The sequence below is a fragment of the Skermanella rosea genome, assembly GCF_016806835.2.
GTDB lineage: Bacteria > Pseudomonadota > Alphaproteobacteria > Azospirillales > Azospirillaceae > Skermanella > Skermanella rosea.
Genome location: NZ_CP086111.1, coordinates 2,600,296 through 2,623,827 on the forward strand (window position 1 = coordinate 2,600,296; position 23,532 = coordinate 2,623,827).

Below are 23,532 nucleotides of genomic sequence, written 5' to 3' on the forward strand. Positions count from 1 at the left end.
TCAGGGTTCGTGCGGGCGGGTGCCATAGGGGTTGTGGACCGGCTCGATCACGTTGAGGTGGACGAGCCGGGCGAAGATCGACACCGGCGTCCGCAGGAACAGCTCCAGGATATCCAGCACGGCGACGCCCTCGCGCCACATCCGGAGCAGGCGTTCGTCCTGTTCCGGAGTCCAGGGCTGGCCGCGCCGCAAGGGTTCCGGGCAGCGGTCGCGGCGGACCTTCTGGAGCCGGGGATCGATCGCCTTCCGCGCCGCCTTGAGCGCGGCCTTCTCCCGGTTGATCTCGGCCCGGACGGCACGGCGCTCCTCCGCCGTCAGGTCGGGCAGGGTCTCCAGCCAGCCATGCACGGTCCGGCAGGCGAGCGCGTCGGCCGCCGCCCGGTGCCACGGCCCGGCGGCGACGTGGCCGGCGCGCTCGGCGGCCAGCGACAGCTTGAGCGCGTAGCCCAGCTTGGCGCGGCAGAGATTGACCGTGCAGGTGCTCTCCGCGATGCCGGCCGCCGCCTCGCCGACGACGGCAAGGTCGAACTGCGCGTTGTGGGCGACGAAGCGTGCGCCTTCCAGGATGCGGGTCAGTTCGGGCCGGATATCGTCCCAGGTCGGAGCCTGGGCCACCATCTCGTCCGTGATGCCGTGGATCTGGGTGCAGAACGGCGCGATCGGGTGCATCGGGTTGACCAGTTGGTCCATCAGAACGGTGCCGTCCTGGTCGATCACCGCGATTTCCAAGAGGCCGGCGGGACCGTTCCTGACCCCGCTGGTTTCGGTATCGACGTAGAGAGTCCTCATCAAGCTTCCCGCTTCCGTGTGATGTCGGAATATTTAGTCGGAGTCGGGCCGTTTCGAAACGGGATGTTGGTGCCGGCCTGCGATGGAAGGGACAGGCCGCCGTCCGGCTCAACGCTTGACGTTTAACGCGCGGCGATATACCGTCACCCGATGATAAAGAGTTTCCGTGACAAGACCACCGAGGAGCTTTTCCGGCTCGGATCTGCCAGGAGATTTTCGTCAGTTTCGAAAGTGGCCTCGCGTAAACTCGACATGATCAATGCCGCGATCGCACTGGATGATCTTCGCAGCCCTCCCGGCAACAGGCTGGAAGCGTTGAAGGGAGATCGTTGCGGGCAACACAGTATTTGCATAAACGAACAATGGCGCATCTGCTTCCGATGGAGTGGCGACGGTGCCGACGACGTGGAGATCGTAGATTATCACTGACGATCATCAGCCTGGAGGGTACATGAGACTGAAGACCCACCCTGGAGAAGTGTTGCGCGAAGAATTCCTGGCTCCCCTTGGGCTATCCGCGAATGCCCTTGCCACGGCGTTGCGTGTGCCCGTTACGCGTATCAGCGAAATCATCCACGAACGACGCGCCGTCACGGCTGATACGGCTCTGCGCCTGGGTCGCTACTTCGGCACGTCACCCGAGTTCTGGATGAATCTTCAGCAAGCTTACGATTTGTCCGTCGTGGCCAGGGACCGCGGCGGCGATATAGAACGTGACGTCCAGCCGCGGGCGGCGTAGCGAGCCGTAGCCCTTCCGCCCCTGCGGCGCATGCCGCCCATGAGCCGGTGCGACTGGACATACCAGTCCGTCCTGGTCCAGATTAGCGGCCGAACCGAAGCGCCTGGGGACATCGCGATGCCGGCCGAAACCTTCCTGCCTCCCGCGGCCGATCTGCCGAAGCCGGAAATCTATGCCGACCTGAAGTCCCAGCTCGGCGGGCTGATGGCGGGGGAAACGGACCTGATCGCCAATGCCGCCAACATGGCGGCCGTGATCTATCACGGGCTGCCGGAACTGAACTGGGCCGGTTTCTATTTCATGAAGGACGGCGTCTTGGTGCTGGGGCCGTTCCAGGGGAAGCCGGCCTGCATCCGGATCCCGGTCGGCAAAGGCGTTTGCGGGACGGCGGTCGAGCAGGGCGTCAGCCAGGTGGTGCCGGACGTCCATGCCTTTCCCGGACACATCGCCTGCGATGCCGCGTCTCGGTCGGAGTTGGTGGTGCCGATCGCGGTGGATGGCCGGGTGATCGGGGTGCTGGACCTGGACAGTCCGGTGCCGGGGCGGTTCGACGAGCAGGACAGGGCCGGGTGCGAGGCTTTGGTCGCGGTGCTTGTCGACCATATAAGATAAGCAAGAGAGATCAGCGGAGGCGACTGCAAAGCCCTCCGGAGGGAATGGATCAGGAGGGAACGGGAATGTCCGATGTACAGCCGCTGACGATCCGTCTGAGCGCCGCGGACAATGTGGTGGTGGCGCGGGTCAACATGCTGCCGGGGGCGCCGATCGGGGTCGGCGACGTGGCGTGCCGGGGGCAGGTGCCGCGCGGGCACAAGATCGCGATCGAGCCGATCGCGGCCGGCGAGCCGATCCGCAAGTACAATCAGATCATCGGCTTCGCGACGGTGGACATCGCCCCCGGCGACCATGTCCATGTCCATAACGTCGAAATGCACGATTTCGCGCGCGACTACGCGTTCGGCGCCGATGTCAAGCCGGTCGATTACGTGCCGGAGGCGGAGCGGGCGACCTTCCTGGGCTTCAAGCGGGCCAACGGGAAGGTCGGCACGCGCAACTATATCGGCGTGCTGTCCAGCGTGAACTGCTCGGCCACGGTGTCGCGCTACATCGCGGCGGAGTTCGAGAAGCCGGGCGCGCTCGATGCCTTCCCCAACGTGGACGGCGTCGTCGCGATCACCCATTCGACCGGCTGCGGCATGGCCGACAGCGGGGAAGGCTACGCGAACCTCCAACGGACCCTGTGGGGCTATGCCCGCAACCCCAACTTCGCCGGCGTGCTGCTGGTCGGGCTGGGCTGCGAGGTCAACCAGATCGACTTCCTGCTGGAAGCCTACGGCATCGAGCGCGGGCCGATGTTCCAGACCATGAACATCCAGGGACTGGGCGGCACGCGGCGGACCATCGAGTTCTGCCGGCAGCGCGTGATGGAGATGCTGCCGCTGGCGAACGAATTCACCCGCACCCCGCAGCCGGCCAGCGAGCTGCTGGTGGCCTTGCAATGCGGCGGGTCCGACGGCTATTCCGGGATCTCGGCCAACCCGGCGCTGGGCGCCGCGGTCGACATCCTGGTGCGCCACGGCGGCACCGCGGTCCTGAGCGAGACTCCGGAGGTCTACGGCGCCGAGCACCTGCTGACCCGCCGTGCGGTCAGCCGCAAGGTCGGGGAGAAGCTGGTCGAGCGCATTCGCTGGTGGGAGGGCTACACCGCCCGCAACGGCGGCGAGATGAACAACAACCCGTCCCCCGGCAACAAGGCCGGCGGACTGACCACCATCCTGGAGAAGTCGCTGGGGGCGACCGCCAAGGGCGGCACGACCAACCTGGTGGAGGTCTACAAATACGCGGAGCCGATCACAGCCAAGGGCTTCGTCTTCATGGACACGCCAGGCTACGACCCTGCGTCGGCGACCGGCCAGGTGGCGGGCGGGGCCAACGTGGTGTGCTTCACCACCGGGCGCGGCTCGGTGTCGGGGTTCAAGCCGGCGCCCTGCATCAAGCTGGCGACCAACACGACCATGTACGAGCACATGGAAGAGGACATGGACATCAACTGCGGGACGGTCGCCGACGGGCTGGAGACGGTCGAGCAGGCTGGTGAGAAGATCTTCCGGAAGATTCTGGAAGTGGCGTCGGGTACGCCGACCAAGAGCGAGGCCCAGGGCTTCGGAGACAACGAGTTCGTGCCGTGGCAGATCGGCGCGGTAATGTGAAATCCTGGACCAGAAAAGAAGTGGAGAACCAGACACCATGAAGCTGTTGCGCTATGGCCCGCCCGGTGCGGAGAAGCCCGGTATCCTGGACGCCGAAGGCCGCATCCGCGACTTGTCCGGCGTGATCGACGACATCGGGCCGGCGACGCTGGACGATGCCTCGCTCGATCGCCTGCGCGCGATCGACCCGACGACGCTGCCGCTGGTGGAGGGAAATCCCCGCATCGGCCCCTGCGTCGGCAACGTGTCGAAGTTCCTGTGCATCGGCCTGAACTATGCCGACCACGCTGCGGAATCCAACCTGCCGGTTCCCCCGGAGCCGGTGATGTTCATGAAGGCGCCATCGGCCATCTGCGGTCCGAACGACACCGTGATCATCCCCAAGAACAGCACCAAGCCGGACTGGGAAGTCGAGCTGGGCATCGTGATCGGCAAGAAGGCCCAGTATGTCGAGGAGGCCGACGCGCTGGATTATGTCGCCGGCTACTGCGTGGTCAACGACGTGTCCGAGCGGGCCTTCCAGATCGAGCGGTCCGGCCAGTGGGTCAAGGGCAAGAGCGCCGACACCTTCGGCCCGATCGGCCCCTGGATGGTGACCCGCGACGAGGTCCCCGACCCGCAGAAGCTGAAGCTGTGGCTGGAGATCGACGGCAAGCGGTTCCAGGACGGCACGACCGAGACCATGGTCTACGGCGTTCGGCACCTGGTGCATTACTGCAGCCAGTTCATGACGCTGCTGCCGGGCGACATCATCTCCACCGGGACGCCGCCGGGCGTCGGCATGGGGCAGAAGCCGCAGGTGTGGCTGAAGCCGGGCAACACCATGCGCCTGGGCGTCGAGGGGCTGGGCGAGCAGGTCCAGAAAGTCGAGGCCTACTCGGGCAAGTGACGGCCCGCCGCTTCAGCCCCCGGGCGGGTTGAAGCGGATCAGGGCCCGGCGGGGCAGGAAACGCGGGTTGTTCCGCTGGCGCTCGGAGAAGGGCGTCAGCGGGTCCCGATCGACGTTCGGGTTCTCCGACACGATGCCGGTCGTGCGAAAGTCGAAGAAGCTGGCGTTGATCGTGAAGTCGGGCAGGCGCCAGACGATCCTGACGGCGCTGGGCACCGCGATGTCGCCGTCCCGCGCCGTCTCCTCCGGTTCGCCATAGCGGTCGGTCAGGGCCCGGACGATGTCCTCGAACACCACGGGCGTCGCCTGCCGGCCGCGCCGTTCCAGCAGGATCTGCCCCAGGCCGCCGGTCCGGCGGTCGATCTGGAGGAAGGCGCGGAACGGGATGCCGCCGACCTCGACATCCTCGACCGTGGTTTCCGAGAAGTAGCGTCCGAAGTCCCAACGGCCGGGCAAAGGGTTGGCGGATTCGCCCAGGGCGTCGGAAATCTCGGCCGGGCTCATGCCCCAGCGGACGCGCCCCAGGGTCTCCAGGTCGGCCGCCAGGGCGGCAGCGGCCAGGACGGCGGATTGCAGCGCCGAGACCAGGAGGAGCGCCGCGGCCAGGCGGGCCATCACCGCCGTCCCCCCGCCGACTGCCCGTAGAAGCGGGCGACATCCTCGTTCATCAGGCGGCGCTGCTCGGGCCGCATATACATCATATGGCCGCCCGGGTAGGTTTTGACCGCGAGGTTCGCCTTGACCTCGGCCGGCAGGCGGAGCTGGTCGATCAGCCAGCGCGACGCCAGGTAGGGGGTCACAAGGTCGGTGATGCCGTGGGTCACCAGGACATGCATGTCGGGATTGACCGCCAGCGCTTCCTGAAGCTCGTCGGTCGCCCCGACATAGCCCTGCTGCCGGCCGAGGTCCCAGTTCCACTCGCCGGAGACGCGGCGGTTCAGCAGCCGGTAGGGCACCTCCGTCTCGAAGCCCAGCTCCGTCCGGACGTAATCATTGAACACGGCGGAGTAGGGAGCGATCAGGGCGTCCAGGAAGGGGTCGGACCCGACCGACTGGCGTTCGGGGCTGGGGTCGGGAGTCCTGATCGTCCCGTCGTAGAGGCTGACCACACGCCCCGGTTCCTGCGGCAACTCCTTGGCGAAGAGCTGGATCGGCAGTTTGGCGCGGAACCGCTCCACCACGTGCACCGGCACGCCGGTCAGTCGGGCGACGCGGGCGTGGAAGGCCTTGGCCTCCTCGCTGTCCGGCTCGCTCATCGAGGCGAGGCCGACCAGATAGCCTTCGAGCGCGAAACGTTCCGCCTCCTCCAGCGAGGTTCCGTCGCCCCGGCCGAGCGCCTGGGCCGAGGCGGCCATGGAGGGCAGGGTCATGGCCCAGCCGAGCAGGTCGAAGTCGCCCCCGCGCAGCAGCGAGAATTCCAGCGCCGGGGAGACCAGGACGAGCCCGTTCAGCGCGATGCCGGCGTCGCGCTGGAGCTGGCGGGCCATCAGGACCGCGCGAAAGCCCCCATAGCTCTCGCCGGCGATGTATTTGGGCGAGGCCCAGCGGCCGTTGCGGGTCAGCCAGAGCCTGACGATCTCCGACATGCTGGAGACATCGCCCTGGACGCCGAGGAAGCGCTTCTCCGCGTCGTCCTCCTTGCCGGTCGCGCGGGAAAAGCCGGTGCCGACGGGGTCGACGAACACGAGGTCGGTGAAGGCCAGCCAGGTTTCCGGATTTTCCTGGAGCCGTGCCGGCGGAGGCGCCAGCGTGCCGTCCGGATTGGTGACCAGCACCTTGGGGCCGACCACGCCCAGATGCAGGAAGGCGGAGGCGGCGCCGGGGCCGCCGTTGAACAGGAAAGTCACCGGGCGGTCCGAGCGGCCGGCATCGCGCGCGATGTAGGAGGCCACGAAGATGCGGGCGGTCGTTTCCCCCTGGCCGTTGACGATCGGCATCATCTCCGCCGTGGCGGTGTAGTCGAGCCGGCGGCCGGCCAAGTCGAGCGCCAGTTGCCTGCGTGCCGGGGCGGCATCCGGGGCCGGACCGGGAGCCGGTGTCGCCGCCTCCTCCGTTTCCTCGGGTGGTTGCAGCGGCATCTCCTGGGCGGCGACGGGCGGGCCGGCCAGCAGCCAAGCGGCCGTCAGGGCTGCGGCAAAGGACCGACGGGGAAAGGGCGGCGAGTTCTGGAGCATCCGGGACCTTCGCTGACTGGCTGCGACGACGGGTTCTTGGAAACCTCAACCTTCCGGGGTGCGGGATGATCCGACATTCCGGTCACAATGAAGTAACTAATTTGAGCTAAACACTTTCCGATGCGCTTCGAGGACGTCCAAGAAGATCAAGCTTCTGGTGGAACATGGAACTTGGCACTGCGGTTACCACCGTCAAAGGCGACCCGATCACGGTCGCCGACGTGATCCTTCACCTCAAGGCCAAGGGGACCTTCCGCACCGCGATCTATGAGATCATCGAACGGCGGGTGGTCGAGTACAAGCTGGAGGAGCATGGCGTCAGCCTGACCGACGTCGAGATCGAGGAAAGGGTCCATGGCCGCAAGACGATGCTGGCGCTGTGGGACGAGAACGCTTTCGCCTCCTATCTCAAGCATTTCGGCCTGACCCGCGAGCAGTGGCTGGACACGCTGGCGGCCGACATGCGGCGGGAGCGGCTGCGCGACCTGGTGGTCACCAGGGAGCTGGTGCAGAATCACTACCGCCAGAACAGCGCCCGCTTCACCTCCGTCTCGATCGCGCGGATCGCCTGCCGCACCAGGGCCGACGCGGAGCGCGCGCTGGCTGCGGTCGGCGCCCGGCAGGCTGATTTCGTGGAGCTGGCGCGGACCTACTCGGTCGATGACAATACGAGGCTGAGCGGCGGCTATATCGGCAACCTGAAGCGCGGCATGCTGCCGGCCGAGGTGGACGAGCGGGCCTTCGCCTGCGGTGAGAACGAGATCATCGGCCCGTTCTCCGAAAACGGGCTGTGGACCATCTACAAGGTCTATTCGCGGACCGTGACCAAGCTGAACGACGCCCTGACGAAGCAGATCAAGGACCACATCTTCGAGGAGTGGCTGCGCCATCAGGTCTGCGTCGCTCCGGCGTGACCGTGGGGATCCGGGATCGGGGCCGTTCCGTGGCAACGGCGAAGCCCGCGAAACCCATCCGGAAGCGGACGCCGCCGAAGCCGGCCGGCAAGGCTTTGGCCAAGCGGTCGCGGGACGAGGACCGGCATCCGCTGAAGGCGGCGACGCTGCTGTTCTCCTCGCCGAACCCGCTGTTCCGCGCGCCGGTCTATGTCCTGTTCTTCACGCTGCTGGGAATGCTGATCTATTCCTTCTTCGCGACCAAGGACACGACGGTGGAGGCGCCGCTGATGCTCCAGCGGCAGGCGATGATGATCCAGGCGGTCGGCGGCGGGCTGGTGGAGGCGGTCGAGGCCGGCGAGAACGCAGCGGTGTTCGCGGGCGATCCGCTGGCCACGATCCAGGAGAAGATCCGGGCGGCGACCACGCCCGAGCAGGAGGCCATGCAGCGCCAGATCGCCGACCTTCAGCAGCAGGAGCGGGAGGCGGCCAAGGAGTACGATTTCCGCCTGAGCCAGCTGGAACTCGACCGACTGAACCTGGAGCGGCGCCGCGCCACCGAGCAGGGGGCGATCGACAACCGCATCCGGCAGATCGAGATCCAGCTCCAGATCACCCAGCGCAACCGCCAGGGAATCGACGAGGATCTGGCGAACGCCCGGCAGGACCTGGGCGTCCGGCAGCAGCTCTATGCCATGCGCGACATCCCGCAGGTGGAGCTTCAACGTGCCCAGACCCGGGTCAGCGATCTCCAGCGCGCGCAAGTGAATGCCGAGTCCGACATACAGAACGTCAGGCTGGCGCTGGAGACCGCGCGGGCCGAACGGGTCCAGATGGCGCAGACCTTCTCCCAGTCCAGGCTGGAGAACGAGATCGAGAACCTGAAGAGCGCCCGGCAGCGCGACCAGGCGCTGATCCGCGACCGCATCGACGAGTTGACCAACCGACTGCTGGAATCCCGCACGCTGGTCCCGGGTGTTCGTTACGACGGCGAGAAGGCGCTCTACAGCAGCGTCGTGGACGGCGTGGTGACGGCGGTCCATGTCCAACGCGGCACGATCATCAATCCCGGCATGCCGATGTTCACCATGGTGCGGAACACGGCGCCGCTGGAAGCCCATGTGCTGATCAAGAACCGCGACATCGGCCGGATCAGGCGCGGCCAACGGGTGCAGATCAAGTACTTCGCCTATCCGGGAGTCGACTACGGCGTTCAGAACGGGATCGTCGCCGACATCGCGGCCAAGCCGGACAGCCAGCCCGGCGGGCAGTCCATGTACCTGGTCAAGGTGGCGCTGGAGCGCGAGACGGTGACCGGGCTGAACGGCGTGACCAAGACGCTGGAGATCGGCCTGGAGGGCACCGCCGAGATCAAGACCGGCGAAAAGCGCCTGATCGAAATCCTGTTCGCCCCGGCTTCCCGCTTCTTCCAGAAGGAAGAGGGCTGAGGTCCCGGATGGCCGCCGACACCGCGGATCTCCTTACCGGTGCCGGAATACCACCACTGCGATGATCGCCGCAGCGAATTTGTGTTCGGGATCGGCCCGCGGCAGGGCAGGATACCGCCATGACGATCTCTCTCACCGAACAAGCCGAATTCCTGGCAAGCGCCCGCAAGGCGGGCCGCGCGCTCCGGGAGTTTCCGGGCCACCCGCCGGCGAACGTGGACGAGGCCTACCGCCTTCAGGACGAGGTGCGGGCCGCCATGGACGAACCGGTGTGCGGCTGGAAGATCGGCGCGACCAGCCGCCCGGTCCAGGAGGCGATCGGCACCGACGAGCCGTTCGCCGGACCCCTGTATGGTCCGCGTTGCCACGGCACCGGTGCCGAACTGCCCGTCCCGGAAGGCGTCCTGGGGGTGGAGTGCGAGTTCGCGTTCCGCCTCGCCCGTCCGCTGCCGCCGCGCCCTCTTCCCTATGCGCCCGAAGAGGTGGTCGAGGCCGTGGGCAGCGTGCATCCGGCCATCGAACTCGTCGGCCTGTACCTGCCGCCGGAGGCGTTCAGGGATGTCCGTTGGTGCATCGCCGACCATGCGCTCGACGTCGCCTTCGTCGCCGGTGCCGCGATCCCTGACTGGCGCGGTCTCGATCTTCCGGCGCTGCCGGTCCGCTGCATGGTCAATGGCAGGGAGGTCGCCGCCGGCACCGGGGCCGCCGTCCTCGGCGACCCGGTGACGGCGCTGACCTGGCTGGCGAATGCGCTCTCCCGCCGTGGCTGCGGCTTGCTGGCCGACGACTGGATCAGCACGGGCACCTGTACGGGCATCCAGCCCGTCCGGCCGAGGGATGTGGTCGAGGCGGTGTTCGGCGGCACAGGCAGCGTCCGCGTGGCCTTTACCGGCGCTTGATACGAATGATGCCGTCAGGCTGATGCTCGATCATGCGCTCCCGGCTTCATCACGCGGCGTTGCGGCGCCTAGGCCGCCGCCTCCAGCGTGCCGGTCCGGGCGAACGCGACGAGGTAGCGGGCGAGGGCGCCGAACACGGTGTGGCGGTGTTCGGGCGGCAGCCACATGACGAACGGGCCGGGGTTGCAGTCGAGATATGTGAGCTTGCCGTCATCGTCCAGGATGGCGTCCCAGGCGGCATAGTGCAGGCCGAGGGCACGGTTGGCCCGGACGATGGCCTTCTCCTCCGCCGGGTCCAGCGTCACCGGCTCGAAGCCTCGGGTCGCGGTCCGGGAATCGACGCCGTCGGCCAGGATGCGGAGCGGCAGGACGACGCGGTCGGCGACGATGTGGATACGGATGGTGGAGCCGGGCACCCGATGCTGGAACAGCGCCGGGCACAGCAGTAGCTCGTCCAGCCGGGTCCTGTCCTCGGCCGTGACGCTGCGGGTGGAGCCGACGCCGATGGCGGGCTTGACGACCGCCTCCCCGACTTCGTCCAGGAAACGCCCGGCCTCGTCCGGGCAGCTCGTGCTGAGCGACCTCGGCACCCGGAAGCCGGCGGCGCGCAGCTTCTCGTAGAACTGCCCCTTGCTGTTGTGGTCGATGTAAGCGGAAGTCAGCCGGTTGATCACCAGCCGGCCGCCCAGGTGCAGATGCTCGAAGAAGCCGTAGGTCGCGGCGTTCAGCGCCTGTTCCTGGATGTAGGACACGCGGTACTCGGCATAGCTCGCCTCGTTCAGCACGGGCGGCAGGACGGGCAGGGTGCGGGGCGCCGTGCAGCGGATATGGACCGCCCGAATGTCACCGAAGTCCGTGTCGCCCCAGCGGGCTGCCGCGGCGGAACCGGGCGCCCCGATGGCGACCGTCGGCTTGCCCGGCCGCCCGACCTGGATGTCCAGGACCACGGGCTCGGCCCCCAGCGCGGTCACCTCGGCGGCGATCTCGGCGATCTGGGCACTGTCCTGGTTGGCGAACAGGGCAATCTTCGCGGTCATTCCGGGCATCTCCGCAGGGTCGTCGCCGACCGGTCAGGAACCGAGGTGGTCAGAAGCTGATATTGATGGAGCCGATGGCGGTGTTGTCGGCGGCTCCCCCGCCCAGCGCGCCGCCCGCGGTGGCGGAGGAATACCCGTCGCCGCCGGACCCGGACGCGCCCGCCTGGCCGAACGAGGCTCCGAACCCGCCGCCGGCCGATGCCGAGCCCGACCCCGTGCCGCCGACCCCGGAGGAGCCGGCATGGCCATGGCCGAACGCGTCGCCGCCGGATTTCCCGCTTTGGTCGAAGTTCAGATCAGTGCCCATGGACAAACTCCCTGCCGCATGCCGTCGCCATACCGAGCCGAGGTTGCAACCAGAAGGAAATAATCGGTCGCGCGCATATGTCGTAGCGGGTGCCGTACCAGTCGATGTACCATTTGTTTCGGGCTTCGTCCATGGCTTCGTCCGGGCCAGCGCCTGCGGTGGCAAATCCAGAAGGTTAGACACCGAAGCGGCACGGTTTCCTTCAATTTTATATTTATCTTGAGTCACTCGGACGGGAATGACATTAACTCAGGGTGGACCGGACTGCCTCCCGACGGGCGCCGGCCCCCGATCAGGATGATTTCTTGAATGACAGGCACCAGACCCCGCTCAGTTCAGTATGCCGGCCTCACGGATGTCGGCCGCGTCCGCTCCCAGAACGAGGACTCGTTCCAGATCGATCCGGATCTCGGCCTCGTCCTCGTCGCGGACGGCATGGGTGGCCATGTCGGCGGCGACATCGCCAGCCGGACAGCGATCGAGGCGGTCAACGACTTCATCCTCGAATACGAGCCGGTGCCGGACGGGTTCGACCGGACGGGAACCGAGGGATCGATCGAGATCGCCCGCACCGCTGTCCATCGCGCGAACCAGCGGATCGTCGGCCTGAACCATGAGCGGGGGCTGCCGGACAACCGGGGGATGGGCACGACCATCGTCGGGTTCTGGCTGCCGTCGGGCTTGTCCCCGGCCATCGTCTTCCATGTCGGCGACAGCCGGCTCTACCGGCTTCGCGGCGGGCGGCTGGACCAGATCACCCACGACCACAGCCTTTACCAGGCCTGGGTGGATGCCGGCCGATCGGGTGCCCCGCCGAACCGCAACATCATCATGCGGGCGCTGGGCGTCGCGGACGATGCCGAAGCCGACGTATCCGTCGAGGAGACCCGGGCGGGCGACATTTTCCTGCTGTGCTCCGACGGCCTGAACGGCATGGTCCCGGACGACACGATCATCGACATCCTGATCGAGCCGCTGCCGCTGGAAGAAGCCTGCCGCCGGCTGGTCGAGGAGGCGAACGCCCATGGCGGCCGCGACAACGTGACGGTGGCCCTGGTTCGGTTCGACTGACGGGATCCCCCCGCTATCCGGCCTCCCCCTCGATCGTGCCGCAACGGTACCGGATGACATTGTCCGGGTCCTCGGCCGGCGCGATCCCGAGGGAGATCAGGCCGGAGGTCAGCAGGTAGGTCGGTTCCCGCTTCAGCACCAGCAGGCGCTGGCTTTCGTCGAGGCAGAAGGTGCCGTTGGTGCTGTGGTCGGTCAGGGTGAACCGGCCGTTCATGATCTCCAGCGTGGCATGTCGGCGCGAAGCCCAGTCGCTGTTGATCACCAGCCCGCAACCGACGTCGCGCCCCATCAGCACCGGCGCCGAGCCGGTGTCGAGGCGGAGCTGGCGTCCCCGGTGGGTCAGGATCAGGATGCCCCGGCGCTTGCCGCTGGCGCCATCGAGCTGGCCGGCCGCGACGGTCACGTTCTCCGGATCGCCGAGGGTGCGGTAGATCTCGACCGCGTCGATGCCGCCCTTGACCACCGCCGAATCGAGCCGCTGGGTGTTGGACCGGTAGGCCGGGTGCAGGGCGTCGACACAGGCGCGGGTCATCAGCACCTCGCCTGGGCTGGCGAGGGCGGCGAGGCGGGACGCGAGGTTGACCGTGGCGCCGAACACGTCGCCCGGGGTCACGATCACGGGTCCGATGGTGAAGCCGATCCTGACCTTCGGCTCGGTGCCGCGCAGCGCTTCCTGGATGTGGGCGGCGGCGCAGTAGGCGGTGTCGGCCGACGGGAAGGTGCTGAGCGCCCCGTCGCCCATGGTCTTGACCACGGTTCCGGAATAGCGCTCGGTCGCCTCGATGATCTGGCCGACGCACCGCTCCGTCAGGGCGTGCGCGGCGGCATCTCCCAGGACCTGGTAAAGGCGCGTGCTGTCGCAAACGTCCGCGAACATCACCGCCATGGACTCGCCGGACTGGACCGTCACGACCGCGCCACCCCGCTCGTCACCCCGGGCCGGACCCCAGGAACTCTTTCCACTGGTTGAGCAACGGCAGGTCACGGTCCTCGACCGACTTCACCGCCGAGTTGAACAGCACGTAGTCCACCGACAGGTACCTGTTCGTCTCCCGCCGGATCCGGGTGAAATCGAGCTTCTGCGCATCCAGCGCCTGGATGCGGTCGCGCGGCGGCTGGGCCGGGGCGAGCTTCGACACCTGCGGGAACTCGGCCGAGAGGGCGCGCAGGTCGATCAGGATGCGGGCCAGCTTCACCAGTTCGCGGGCGACCGCGACTCCGTCGGCCGAGCCGTGCTCGGCATTGGCGGGAACACGGCCGGCCGTCGTCTCCAGGTCGGCGTTCAGCCGTTCGGTCAGGCGGCGCAGGCTGGCCAGGTCTCCCTTTGCGAGCAGAGGCAGGAACTCCCGCTCGAAGGACAGGAACTTCATGCGGGCCGCCAGGTCGGCCAGCGGCGCGCTCTGTTCGGAAGCGAGCAGCCGGCCGCTGTCGGCGATCGCCTCCGCCAGGTCGTTCAAGTCCTGGTCGAACGAGGCGGCCTGGTTGCCGCCGGCATACTGGGATGCGCGGTCGATCACCCGCTTGCGGACCGCGGCGGAATGCTCGATCGTCTGTGCGATGAACTGCTGCTTCTTGTGGATCGGGTAATAGACGGCGGCCCCGATGCCCAGCCCCGCCAGCACGATGCCCACCACGCCGCCCAGGACCAGCCTGCCGCGGATGCCGGAGCGTTCCCGCTCTTCCCCGGCGCCGTCCTCGTCCTCGTCGATCTTCACCTTGACGGGGGCTTCCACCTTTCGGACGGCGTCGAGCACGGCCTTCCCGGCACCCAGGCTGCCGACCATCATGGTCCGCTCGGACAGGTCGTCGTCATGGTGGACGGGCAGGGCGCGTCCGCGCTCCGGCGAGTTGGCGGGAGGGCGGTCCAGCTCGAAACGGAAGGCCAGGGAGCCGAGCCTGACCTCGTCATTGTGCTTCAGCCAGATCGTATTGATCTTGTGGCCGTTGACGTAGACGCCGTTGGTGCTGTTGAGATCCTCGACGCCCCAGGTGCCCTCGCCGGGAAACAGCTTGGCATGCTGGCGCGAGAGCTTGCGGGACGCGACGACGAACGAGCTGGCGTCGCCCCGCCCTATCGTCACCGTCTTTCCGCCGGGCAGCGGCACCACGACCTGGGCCGGAGCGCCGTCGATCTGCGACGGATCCAGGCAGATGAGCTTTCCGTCCGGATTGCCGGCAGGCGCGTTCGCTCCGCCGGCGGCACCGGCCCTGCGCCCCTGGTCGCGTACCAGCATGGTTCTGTCTTGATTTGAATCGATCATCGCTCGACGGAATGTCCGGGCCAGGTGATGTGCAGGACGCCTCGGCATGGGGGCCGTTGCGCCGCAGCGCGGAGCCGCAGGGTCACTATGCCGAAGCGTGGCATTTTAAGCAACCGCAGCGGTAATAATTAACGGTAATTAACCTTTATGCGGGAGGTGCGGCCGCATGCTTGGTCCGCTCGATGTCGAACTGGATGCGGAGCATGCGGCGCAGAAAGAGACTGTCCCTGGGGGCAGCCGCGAGCCCGTCGGCCGTGGGGTGCGGCTCCCCGGCGAGGGTGGCGGCCAGGCACCCGGTCAGGTGCTCGCCCATCGCCCCGGGAAGGTCCGTCACCGCCGGATCGGCGTCCACGTCGTAGATGACGGGGCCGTCGGGGCCGGCGACGTAAAGGACGCTGCCCCAACGCAGGCCGGACAGGGCAAGCGCGGTCCCGGCGACGCTGCTCTCGGCGTCCGGCAGCGGTCCCGTGACAGGACCGAAGACCTCCAGGCGCTCCAGCCCATCGTCGGACGGCATGGCCCATTCGAGCGTCAGGACGGTCCGGCCGTCGATCGCGTAGGCGCGGCGCAGCGGCCCGTCCACGGTCGGCGCCAGCAGGACGGGCGGCTTGTCCGCCCCCATCAAGTGTTCGCGCTGGCGGTCGCGGAACAGCTGCCAAGCGCATTTTCCGGTCGCCGTCCGCCACACGACGGCACGCCCCTGGTCGGCCACGGACCGGGCGAAGTCCCGCGCGATGTCGGGATCATTGGTGCAGATCGCGCGGGCGACCGCCAGCCCCCCCTGGTCGAGGCGTTCCAGCTGATGGTGGCGCGGAAAGGCCGCGAGGTGCCCGGCCGGGCCGTTGTAGAGCCGCACCGGCGCGTCTTCGAGCCGGGACAGCAGGCTGTAGAGGAAGCTGTAGCGCTGCTGCCGCCGGACATGCTCCGACTGCCACAGGGACCAGTCGGCGCCGGGTTCGGTGCCGGGGTCGGCGGCCGGGATCACCGGGTCCTCGTAGCGGAAGCCATGGACGAACAGGGCGTCGAACCGGTCGAGCTCGTGCCCGTTCCAGCGGATGCCGGCCTGGCCCACGCTCATCCGGGTTCCTTCCGGCATCGAGGCGTCGAGCCAGGGCACGTCGCTTCCCAGGCGCCGGCACAGCCCGGCATGGAGGCGGCGGCCGAAGGGAGAGGCCGCCGGCGCGATCAGGCCGATCTTCATGGTTTTCCTTCCGGTTTGGCGACCCGGTCCTGCCGGGACTCGGCGGGTCTGAAGAAAGAGAGGTGGCCGGCATCGGCCAGCAACGAGAGGCGGTTGCGGTCGAACTGGCTGACGACGGTCTGTTCCGCCAGCGCGCCCGCGATGGTCCCCTCGGCGAACAGCAGTCCGCTCTCGGCCTGCTTGGCCTCGACCCGCGCCCCGGTCAGGGCGAGCCGGGCGGAGAGCAGGCGGCGCGTCGCCTGGATCAGCTCGTCCTCCGACACCGTGCCGGTGAGCGCCTGCTGGCGCTCCAGGCTGGCGACGGCGGTCGCGAGGTTGTCGACTTCGGCGGCGCCCGCCCTGACCCGGGCGCGGGAGGCCTGGACTGCAGCCAGCCGCTCGGTGATCTCGCGGCGGACGCGGTTCTGGAGGGACTGGGTGGCATAATCCTGATCCTGCGTGCCGAGCCGCGCGATCTCGGCGCCGGCCTCGGCGGAGCGGTTCGCCCAGGGATAGGACAGGCCCAGGCCGTAGCTCTGGTTGAGGCTGTCCGGCGACGCTATCCCGGTATGGCTCTCGAGGGGGTCGGCATAGCCGTAGGACGTCCCGTTCTGGCCGGCGGTGACGCTGGCGACGAACCGGAGATCCAGGCGGGCCTGGTTGCGGGCCAGGGCCTCGTTGATCTCGCGCAGGACCCGGTTGATGTCGTCCACCTTGAAGTCGGGCCGGCTCTCCCGGGCGGTGCGCAAGGCGGTCTCCAGGTCGACAGGCACGGCCTGCGCCAGGTCGTCCTCGTAGTCGACCGGCAGATAGATGGCGTCCGCGCCGATGACAGAGGGCTCGCCGATCAGCAGGGACAGGGCCTGCGACGCGGCGACATAATCGCTGAGCGCCTGTTCGACCCGGACCCGGGCCCTGGCGGCCTCCGCGTCGATCTGGGCCTTCTTGAGCCGGGTGGTCTGGTTCAGGGCATAGAGGCGGTCCATCCTTTCCTGCTGCCGCACGATCATGTCCCGGTTGGCGACGGTGGTCTCCAGCGCTTCCAGGCGGCGGACGGTGTCGAAATATGCGGTGTCGATCTCCAGCAGGACCGTGTTGAGCAGCACCTGGAGGTCCCAGTCCGCCCGCTCGGCCACGGCGGCGGCGCTGCGCGATGCCGCGTTCTTCCTGTTGTCGGACCCGAAATCCTTGGTGAAGGGCAGGGGCATGTTAAGGTTGCCGGACAGGTTGGTGCTCCACATCCCGTCCTCCCAGTAGTACCCGGCCCGGTAATAGACCTCGCGCTGGGCGGTCCGGTCGGTGATCGAAAGGGTACCGCCCCAGGGCAGTTCCTGCGTGATCTGGAGCGTGTAGTTCAGGCTCTCCTCAGGGCTGCCGAACGTCCGGCCCGGCGTCGCCTCGATCGGCAGCTCGATCAGTTCGCCGCCCTTGATCGGCCGCAGCTTCATGTCCTTGATCTGGGCCTGCCCCTCGTTCTCGCTCGGCGGCAGGTTCTTGAACGGCGAGTTGATGTTGAAGCCGTCGGCGTTGACCGCCTTGGTGATCGCCTTGCCGATGCGCGTGCGGTGCTCGGTGTCCGTCCGGCCATAGCCGATCGTCAGGTCCAGCACGGGATTGAACACGGCGTCCGCCTCGCGGGACAGGGCCGCGGCGCGCTCCGGCGTGGTCAGGCCGATCGCCAGGCGCAGGTTGTTGCCGAGGCCGCTGGCCACCGCGGTCCTGCGGTCGATCGGCTCCACCGTCCGCGCGCCGGCGATGTCGGGACGGCGCTTGAGCAGGTCGCCGACCAGGGTGATCCGGTCCAGGTCGCGGGCACCGGGCTGCTCCGCGATCTGCCGCCTCACCAGCTCGGTCACGGCGGCGCCATGGCGGGCGAGCAGGTCGGCACCGGGCGACTGGGCCGACGCGGGAGCGGCCAGCGCCAGGATCAGGAAGGCCTTCGCAAGTGGCGGCAGGATGCGGTGCTGCGTCATCGCGGCGGCTCCCCGAAGGCGGCGAGCGCGCCGGTGCCGCGGAGCAGGGCGATGCGCTCCCGATCCTCGCGGGTCTGGGCGACGCCCTCGCCGTACCGCTCGGCCAGGGCGCCGATGCTGGCCAGCATCCTGCTTTCCGCGATACGGGCGTCGATCCGAGCTTGGATGTGGCCGAGGCGCGCCTCCAGCAGGGTGCCGAGGCGTTCGATCGTCTCGTAGACGGTCACGACACCGCCGGCTTCGAGCCGGGCCGCCCTGTCGTACAGGTCGCGGGCAAGCGCGAGGCGCCGTGCGGTGTCGTCGATCCGCTGGCGGGCGCTGGCGAGCTGGATGCGAGCGGTCTCGTAGTCGCCGCGGATCTGGCGCTCGACCTGATGCAGCAGGTGCGTCTGCCGGGCGATGTCGTGATCAGCCCCGGCCAGGGCCGCCTTGGCGGCGCGGTTGCCGATCGGCCGGCGGTAGAGGACGCCGATGCTGAGGGACGCGCTGTCGTAGCTGATCAGGCTGCCCAGGGAATCGGTCACGCTTGAATAGCCGAAGACCGCGTTGCTCTGGCTGACCTGGAGCGATCCGCTGGCGGTCACGTCCGGTCGGGTCTGCGCGTCCCGCGTCTCGCGCACCCGGAGGGCGATCCGGACCGCCGTCTCCGACCTCAGGTAGTCGGGGCTGTCCAGCACCCGGGCCGCCAGCCTGCCCACCCCGTCGCCGGATGCCGGCGGCACCTCGGGCGGCTGGTCCAGGGCTGCGCTGTACTCGATCGGCAGCAGCAGAGCTTCGTCCTGCTCGTCCAGCAGCTCGCGCAGCGATTCGGACGCGGTGAGATAATCGCCGAAGAGCTGCTGCTGGACGGCGCGCAGGCGCTCCATCTGGGCGACGACCTGGCCGCGGTTGCTCTCGCTGGCGAGACCCAGTTCCATCCTGCGCTGCATGCGCGCGGCGCTCTCTTCCGCCAAGGTAACGGAACCCGCAGCCGCGTCGAGTCGCTGGATTGCGCCGACCAGCGTCCAATAAAGGGTATCGACGCCGAGCAGGGTCTGGTTGACCACGCCGCGCACCGCGAAATCGGCGACGTCGATGTTCAGGCGCGCGGTGTCGATCGACAGCCGGTTCTCGTCCCCCTCGCGGAAGTTCCGCGTGTAGGGAATCGGATGGCTGCCGGACAGCGTCGCGCGCGAGGTCCAGGGGCGGGCGTAGGAGCCGTAGACCCTGGTCGAGGGATCGTCGGGATTGTTGACGTAATAGGCGTCGCGGTAGGTCGTGACGACGGTGAGGTCCAGGTTGCCGCCCCAGGGCAGCCGCTGGGAAACGCCGGCGGTCCCGGTATAGGTCTCGGTCCGGCCGTTCGGGCTCCTGGTGCTCGCCTCCTTGCGGAACGGATAGTACCCGGCGACCCGCTCCTTGTCGAAGGCGATCAGGGCCACCGGCGCGGTGGACGGCAGTGCCCGGACATGGCACCGCCCGTTCGAGTCTGGCGCGATCATCCGGCCGCGCAGGAAGTTGGTCTGGAGTTCCGGCGGCTGGCTCAGGATGTCGTCCATGGTGCCGCACAGGAAGATATCGTCCGTCCGGGTGCCGGTCGGGATCTGCTGGCCGCGGACATATTCCTGCGTGGCGGGCTTCCATTGCATGGGACGCTCGATCCGCTCGAAGCTGTTCGACAGGGAGGCGTTCGCCGCCAGGATGAAGACCGGGTCGAAGACCGCTTCCGCCTCGACCAGGGTGCGCTGGACCACGGATCTGTTCAGCCCGATCCGCTTGACGTCGAGATTGCGCTGCAATGCCGTCAGCGCCGCTTCGCGCAGGGCCAGCTCCCGCGTTTGCTCCGGGGCGAACAGGACCCCGGTCCGGGCAAGGGCCGTGCGGGTCGCGGCAACCACGGCGTTGCCGCCCCGTTCGTCGACGATGCGCGCCGGATCGCTTGTGAAGAGCCCCGCCGGGATCCCCGCCGGAGGCTCCGTGCCCGGCTGCTGCTGTGCCGCGGCGGGTCCCGGAGACAACGCCAATGCCAGGAGTGCCGCCGCGGCGGAAACCGTGGGCAGGCTCATCGCGACACCTCCTCCTCTAGCGTCCCCTGGGCGGCGCTCAGCCGGATCCAGGCCTTGTGCATCTCCACCCGGGCGTTCGCCTCGTTGAGGCGGGCCGCCAGGACGTCCTGGTAGCGGTTGACCACTTCGAACTCCGTCGCGAGCCCCCGCTCCCGCTCGTCGACGATGCGCTCGTAGGCGAAGCCCGCCAACTCCATGTCGCCCCGGCTGACCAGCAACAGGGACTGCGCACCGCGGATGTCGGCGAGTGCCCGGTCGACCGAATTGACGATCTTCTGCCTGGTCTGGCGCGCCCGGTCGAAGGCGTTGCGCTCGTCCGTCCGGGCTCGGCTCAGGGCGGCGCGGGCGGCCTGGTTGCCGAGCGGATACAGGTATCGGACGCCGATGAAGATGTTGGTCTTGTCCGGCTTGGTAAGGTTCATCAACGCATCGGCCGGATTGCCGAACCCGAAGGAAAGATCGCTCTGCGTGAGCTGGGCGGTCACCACCAGGTCGATGTCCGGCGCCGCCTGGTTGTCGCGGAAGGCCAGCGACAGCTTGGCGAGTTCCAGGTCCTCCTGCGCCGCCATGATCTCCGGATGGCCGATCAGCGCGCGGTCGTAGGCGTCGGACGGCGGCTCGGGCACGGTCTCCGCCAGCAGCGCCTCCGCGTCGGCGGGGATCAGCACCATGTCGGGATCGGCCGACAGCAGGGTGAGCAGGGAGTTGGAGCGCAACAGGTACTGGGTCCAGGCGGCCTCCTCCCGCAGGGCGAAGGAGGCCAGTTCCTGCTGGATCTGGCCCAGCTCGTAGTTGGTCACCGTCCCGGAGCCGATCAGCCGCTCGACCCGGCCGCGCCGCTGGTCCAGGACGCTTTTCTGCTCGTTCAGGATCCGGATGTCCTGCAGGCTGCGGATCATGTCCCAGTAGAGCTGGAGCGCCTCGGCCAGCGTCGCGTTGCGGGCCGCCTGCTCGGCGAAGACGGCGCGGCGGCTGCCGCTGCGCGCGGCTTCCACGCTGAAGTTCTCCGGTGATCCGGCCCTGCCGAATCCCTTGGTGTAGGGGAGCGGCATGGTCGCCGAGAGCGACGCCGAGCTGGTCCAGAACAGCTTGTCGCCCCAGCCGAACGGATCGGTCGCCGAGATCGGCCGGGTTAGCGCCGGCGCCTGGGCGCCGGCCTTGCTGTTGTAGATGGAGCTCAACGACAGGCTGCCCTGGGCCCCGAAGGTGAACATCTTGGACACCCCGACCGTGGTGGTCAGGCGTTTGCTGGGGGGGCCCTCAATGCTGGCGGCCTCCTCCCGTTCCGAATATTCCGGCTCCTGGCCGCACAGGCCCGGACCGACGCCACCGTTGATCAGCTTGTCGTCCTCGAAGACGCAAGGGACCTTCTCGCCGTCGACCTCCTCCACGGTTCCCGTGTTGCCCTGCACGAAATCCGGTATGCCGTCGCCGTCATCGTCCCGGGTCAGGTCGGTCTCGGCGGTGCGGGGACGGCCGATCGTCTCGAACCGGTCCGCCGTCTTGTTGACGCTGAGGCTGACCGAGGTGACCAGGTTCAGGTCGAAGGCGGCCTCCCTCTGGGTGATCTGCGTGGCCGCCGAAGCGATCGCCTCGCGCGCCGCCAGCAAGCCGAAATTCTCTCGCAGCAGGGTATCGGCGACGATCCCCAGGGTGATCTCCCGCGGTGCGAGGCTGTCGAGCAGGCGCCGCACGCCCGCCGCCGACCCCGAGGCGGCGAGCCGGACCATGGCGACGGGGTCGAACCCGCCGCCTTCCACGGCCTGCGCATGGGCGGGGGCGATCAGGGTGAACGGCAGCAAGGCCAGCAACAGGCCAGGAAGAGCCTGATGCAACCTGATCAAACTCGCTCCACGGATTCTTCCAACAAGAGCTTGCATCAGCGCCTGGTTTCTCAAGCACAATGAGATCAGGAGCGATTGATGACACTTCGAAAGGAGAACGGCAAGTCTTTGTAGGTAGACAAATTGATGCGTTTGCGGGTAGACCTACCATGCCGGAGGAGCCGGCGGCGCAATGCACGTGCCGCCTCAGGTCCGATCCGTTCCGTCGACGACCGCGCCGCCCCACCCGCCCAACCACAAGCACCCGCGCGCCATGGACGATGATTACCGTCAGCCAAGTCCTTATTCCGCAGGGATTTTCGCCGACAGCAGCAGCGACCATATCAACGAATGCATCGCCCGGATCGAGGCCCTCAAGTTCAAGGTCCTTGGCAGCTCAAGATTGTTCGACTTCGAACAGCATGAGTTCCTGAGCGAGCTGAACACCTTGCGGGCGGCCTATCTCCATCTCTGTACCCTGTCGCTGCCCGCGCCGGCCCCCCTGAACGAGCAGATGCGGCCAGCGGTCGGGGCCCGCGGCCGCGCGAACCTGGAGCTTGAAGGCGTCCTGGGCGCCAACCACCAGATCGCGGCCAATCTGGACCGCATCGCGCGCATCGCCCCGTCCCAGCTCACCGTCCTGCTGGAGGGGGAGACCGGGTCCGGCAAGGAGCTTTTCGCCCGGATCATCCATCTCAACAGCAAGCGCGACAAGTTCGTCGCCGTCAACTGCGGGGCCCTGCCCAGCGGTGTGATCGAATCCGAACTGTTCGGTCACTCGAAAGGCGCCTTCACCGGCGCCACGGCGGACCGCAAGGGCAGGTTCGAGGAGGCCAACGGCGGCACGATCTTCCTGGACGAGGTCGGGGAACTGGAGCCTCTCGCCCAGGTCAAGCTGCTGCGCACGCTGGACGTCGGCGAGATCCAGAGGGTCGGATCGGACAAGGTGACCAAGGTCGATGTCCGGGTCATCGCCGCAACCAACCGGAACCTGGAGCAGATGGTCAGCGACGGGACCTTCCGCGAGGATCTGTTCTTCCGCCTGAACATCTGCCACCTGCTGATCCCGCCGCTGCGGGAGAGGCGGGACGAAATCCAGCTGCTGCTGGAGTATTTCATCCGCAAGGTCTGCGCCGACAACGGCATCCCGGTGCCGACTCTGGATCCGGAGCTGAAGCGGTTCCTGGTGGAGACCTATCATTATCCGGGCAACATCCGGGAACTGCGGAACCTGGGCATGTATATCGCCCATATCTTCGACGGTCGTCCGGTACGCGTGGCGGACCTGCCCCAGCGCTATACCCGGGCGCACATCGATCCCGCGCCGGCGCATCCCGACGACGACCACCGCGTGGTCCGCGACCGGGCCGAGCGCAGCCATCTGAGCGAACTGCTGCTGCGCCACAGCGGTGACATCAAGGCGGTCTGCGCGGCCCTGGACCTATCGCGCGCGCGTTTGTACCAACTCCTCAAGAAGCACCATCTCCGCCCCGACGAGTTCCGCCAGCGCTGAGGCGGCAGGATTCATCGGTCCCGCAGCCGGCCGGCAAGGTCCGCGACATGGGCGGCCAGGGACCCTGCGAGGCAGAGCGCGATCCAGCCCCACCATCCGTCGCTCAGCGCCGCTCGGAGCGCCAGCATCAGGCAGGCGCCCGACGCCAGGTTCGGCAGGAGCGACCAGGCCAGCCGGACGCGGCCCCGGCGCTTCATCCAGGCGAACAGCGCCGCAGCCTCGATCGCCACCATCACCAGGATGGCGTCGACGATCCGGCCGTCGGCGAAAAGCTCTTCCAC

22 protein-coding genes are annotated in these 23,532 nt (G+C 68.0%); 10 read left to right on the forward strand and 12 right to left on the reverse strand.

What is annotated here, in order from left to right; translation table 11 throughout:
- Positions 1-789 (reverse strand): 3'-5' exonuclease, encoded by a 789-nt coding sequence (locus tag JL101_RS11935; RefSeq protein WP_203095260.1) that lies wholly within the window; start codon positions 787-789, stop codon positions 1-3.
- 150 nt (positions 790-939) lie between these two features.
- Here JL101_RS11935 and JL101_RS11940 point away from each other — a divergent pair, with 150 nt between their 5' ends.
- From JL101_RS11940 to JL101_RS11960, 5 genes are all read left to right on the forward strand, one after another.
- Entirely contained in the window at positions 940-1,218 is a 279-nt protein-coding gene (locus JL101_RS11940) for a type II toxin-antitoxin system RelE/ParE family toxin (RefSeq protein ID WP_203095261.1), read from the forward strand.
- Positions 1,219-1,240: 22 nt separating this feature from the next.
- Complete coding sequence (locus tag JL101_RS11945; protein WP_202679541.1) at positions 1,241-1,528, forward strand: HigA family addiction module antitoxin; 288 nt, start codon at positions 1,241-1,243, stop codon at positions 1,526-1,528.
- Positions 1,529-1,645: 117 nt separating this feature from the next.
- Positions 1,646-2,140 carry a GAF domain-containing protein gene (locus JL101_RS11950; protein WP_203095262.1) on the forward strand — a complete coding sequence of 165 codons (495 nt, stop codon included), beginning with the start codon at positions 1,646-1,648 and terminating at the stop codon, positions 2,138-2,140.
- 65 nt (positions 2,141-2,205) lie between these two features.
- On the forward strand, positions 2,206-3,738 hold the full coding sequence (locus JL101_RS11955; RefSeq protein ID WP_203095263.1) for a UxaA family hydrolase: 1,533 nt from the start codon (positions 2,206-2,208) through the stop codon (positions 3,736-3,738).
- A gap of 37 nt (positions 3,739-3,775) precedes the next feature.
- Entirely contained in the window at positions 3,776-4,627 is an 852-nt protein-coding gene (locus tag JL101_RS11960; RefSeq protein ID WP_203095264.1) for a fumarylacetoacetate hydrolase family protein, read from the forward strand.
- A 12-nt stretch (positions 4,628-4,639) separates the two neighbouring features.
- On the opposite strand, the gene JL101_RS11965 is transcribed toward JL101_RS11960, so the two are convergent.
- Positions 4,640-5,242 carry a hypothetical protein gene (locus tag JL101_RS11965; protein ID WP_203095265.1) on the reverse strand — a complete coding sequence of 201 codons (603 nt, stop codon included), beginning with the start codon at positions 5,240-5,242 and terminating at the stop codon, positions 4,640-4,642.
- Positions 5,242-6,801: a S10 family peptidase gene (locus tag JL101_RS11970; RefSeq protein WP_203095266.1), complete on the reverse strand. Its 1,560-nt coding sequence runs from the start codon at positions 6,799-6,801 to the stop codon at positions 5,242-5,244. Before JL101_RS11970 ends, JL101_RS11965 begins: the two co-directional genes overlap by 1 nt.
- Positions 6,802-6,965: 164 nt before the next feature.
- On the opposite strand from JL101_RS11970, the gene JL101_RS11975 reads away from it, so the two are divergent.
- The 3 genes from JL101_RS11975 to JL101_RS11985 all read left to right on the forward strand — a co-directional run bounded on the left by JL101_RS11975 (position 6,966) and on the right by JL101_RS11985 (position 10,041).
- Positions 6,966-7,715 carry a peptidylprolyl isomerase gene (locus tag JL101_RS11975; protein WP_203095267.1) on the forward strand — a complete coding sequence of 250 codons (750 nt, stop codon included), beginning with the start codon at positions 6,966-6,968 and terminating at the stop codon, positions 7,713-7,715.
- 29 nt (positions 7,716-7,744) lie between these two features.
- Entirely contained in the window at positions 7,745-9,142 is a 1,398-nt protein-coding gene (locus tag JL101_RS11980) for an HlyD family secretion protein (protein WP_203095268.1), read from the forward strand.
- 119 nt (positions 9,143-9,261) lie between these two features.
- Positions 9,262-10,041 (forward strand): 2-keto-4-pentenoate hydratase, encoded by a 780-nt coding sequence (locus tag JL101_RS11985; RefSeq protein WP_203095269.1) that lies wholly within the window; start codon positions 9,262-9,264, stop codon positions 10,039-10,041.
- A gap of 68 nt (positions 10,042-10,109) precedes the next feature.
- Here the strand turns inward: JL101_RS11985 and JL101_RS11990 are convergent, their stop codons facing one another.
- A complete protein-coding gene (locus JL101_RS11990) occupies positions 10,110-11,078 on the reverse strand; it encodes an ATP-grasp domain-containing protein (protein ID WP_203095270.1) in 969 nt (322 codons plus the stop codon).
- A 49-nt stretch (positions 11,079-11,127) separates the two neighbouring features.
- Positions 11,128-11,385 (reverse strand): hypothetical protein, encoded by a 258-nt coding sequence (locus tag JL101_RS11995; RefSeq protein WP_203095271.1) that lies wholly within the window; start codon positions 11,383-11,385, stop codon positions 11,128-11,130.
- Positions 11,386-11,694: 309 nt separating this feature from the next.
- On the opposite strand from JL101_RS11995, the gene JL101_RS12000 reads away from it, so the two are divergent.
- Positions 11,695-12,456 carry a PP2C family protein-serine/threonine phosphatase gene (locus JL101_RS12000; protein ID WP_203095272.1) on the forward strand — a complete coding sequence of 254 codons (762 nt, stop codon included), beginning with the start codon at positions 11,695-11,697 and terminating at the stop codon, positions 12,454-12,456.
- A 13-nt stretch (positions 12,457-12,469) separates the two neighbouring features.
- Here the strand turns inward: JL101_RS12000 and JL101_RS12005 are convergent, their stop codons facing one another.
- The 6 genes from JL101_RS12005 to JL101_RS12030 all read right to left on the reverse strand — a co-directional run bounded on the left by JL101_RS12005 (position 12,470) and on the right by JL101_RS12030 (position 21,759).
- The gene (locus JL101_RS12005; protein ID WP_203095273.1) at positions 12,470-13,366 is read right to left on the reverse strand and encodes an adenylate/guanylate cyclase domain-containing protein; all 897 of its coding nucleotides are present in this window, start codon (positions 13,364-13,366) and stop codon (positions 12,470-12,472) included.
- A gap of 19 nt (positions 13,367-13,385) precedes the next feature.
- Positions 13,386-14,690 carry an FHA domain-containing protein gene (locus tag JL101_RS12010; protein ID WP_203095274.1) on the reverse strand — a complete coding sequence of 435 codons (1,305 nt, stop codon included), beginning with the start codon at positions 14,688-14,690 and terminating at the stop codon, positions 13,386-13,388.
- A gap of 172 nt (positions 14,691-14,862) precedes the next feature.
- Positions 14,863-15,918 (reverse strand): ATP-grasp domain-containing protein, encoded by a 1,056-nt coding sequence (locus JL101_RS12015; RefSeq protein ID WP_203095275.1) that lies wholly within the window; start codon positions 15,916-15,918, stop codon positions 14,863-14,865.
- Positions 15,915-17,870, reverse strand: a complete 1,956-nt coding sequence (locus JL101_RS12020; protein ID WP_203095276.1) for a TolC family protein — start codon at positions 17,868-17,870, stop codon at positions 15,915-15,917. The genes JL101_RS12015 and JL101_RS12020 overlap by 4 nt, the downstream gene beginning before the upstream one ends.
- A complete protein-coding gene (locus JL101_RS12025) occupies positions 17,867-19,915 on the reverse strand; it encodes a TolC family protein (RefSeq protein WP_203095277.1) in 2,049 nt (682 codons plus the stop codon). The genes JL101_RS12020 and JL101_RS12025 overlap by 4 nt, the downstream gene beginning before the upstream one ends.
- On the reverse strand, positions 19,912-21,759 hold the full coding sequence (locus JL101_RS12030; protein ID WP_203095278.1) for a TolC family protein: 1,848 nt from the start codon (positions 21,757-21,759) through the stop codon (positions 19,912-19,914). Before JL101_RS12030 ends, JL101_RS12025 begins: the two co-directional genes overlap by 4 nt.
- Positions 21,760-21,931: 172 nt before the next feature.
- Between JL101_RS12030 and JL101_RS12035 the strand changes: the two genes are divergently transcribed.
- Entirely contained in the window at positions 21,932-23,251 is a 1,320-nt protein-coding gene (locus JL101_RS12035; RefSeq protein WP_203095279.1) for a sigma-54 interaction domain-containing protein, read from the forward strand.
- An 11-nt stretch (positions 23,252-23,262) separates the two neighbouring features.
- Here the strand turns inward: JL101_RS12035 and JL101_RS12040 are convergent, their stop codons facing one another.
- Positions 23,263-23,532 carry a hypothetical protein gene (locus JL101_RS12040; protein ID WP_228435418.1) on the reverse strand — a complete coding sequence of 90 codons (270 nt, stop codon included), beginning with the start codon at positions 23,530-23,532 and terminating at the stop codon, positions 23,263-23,265.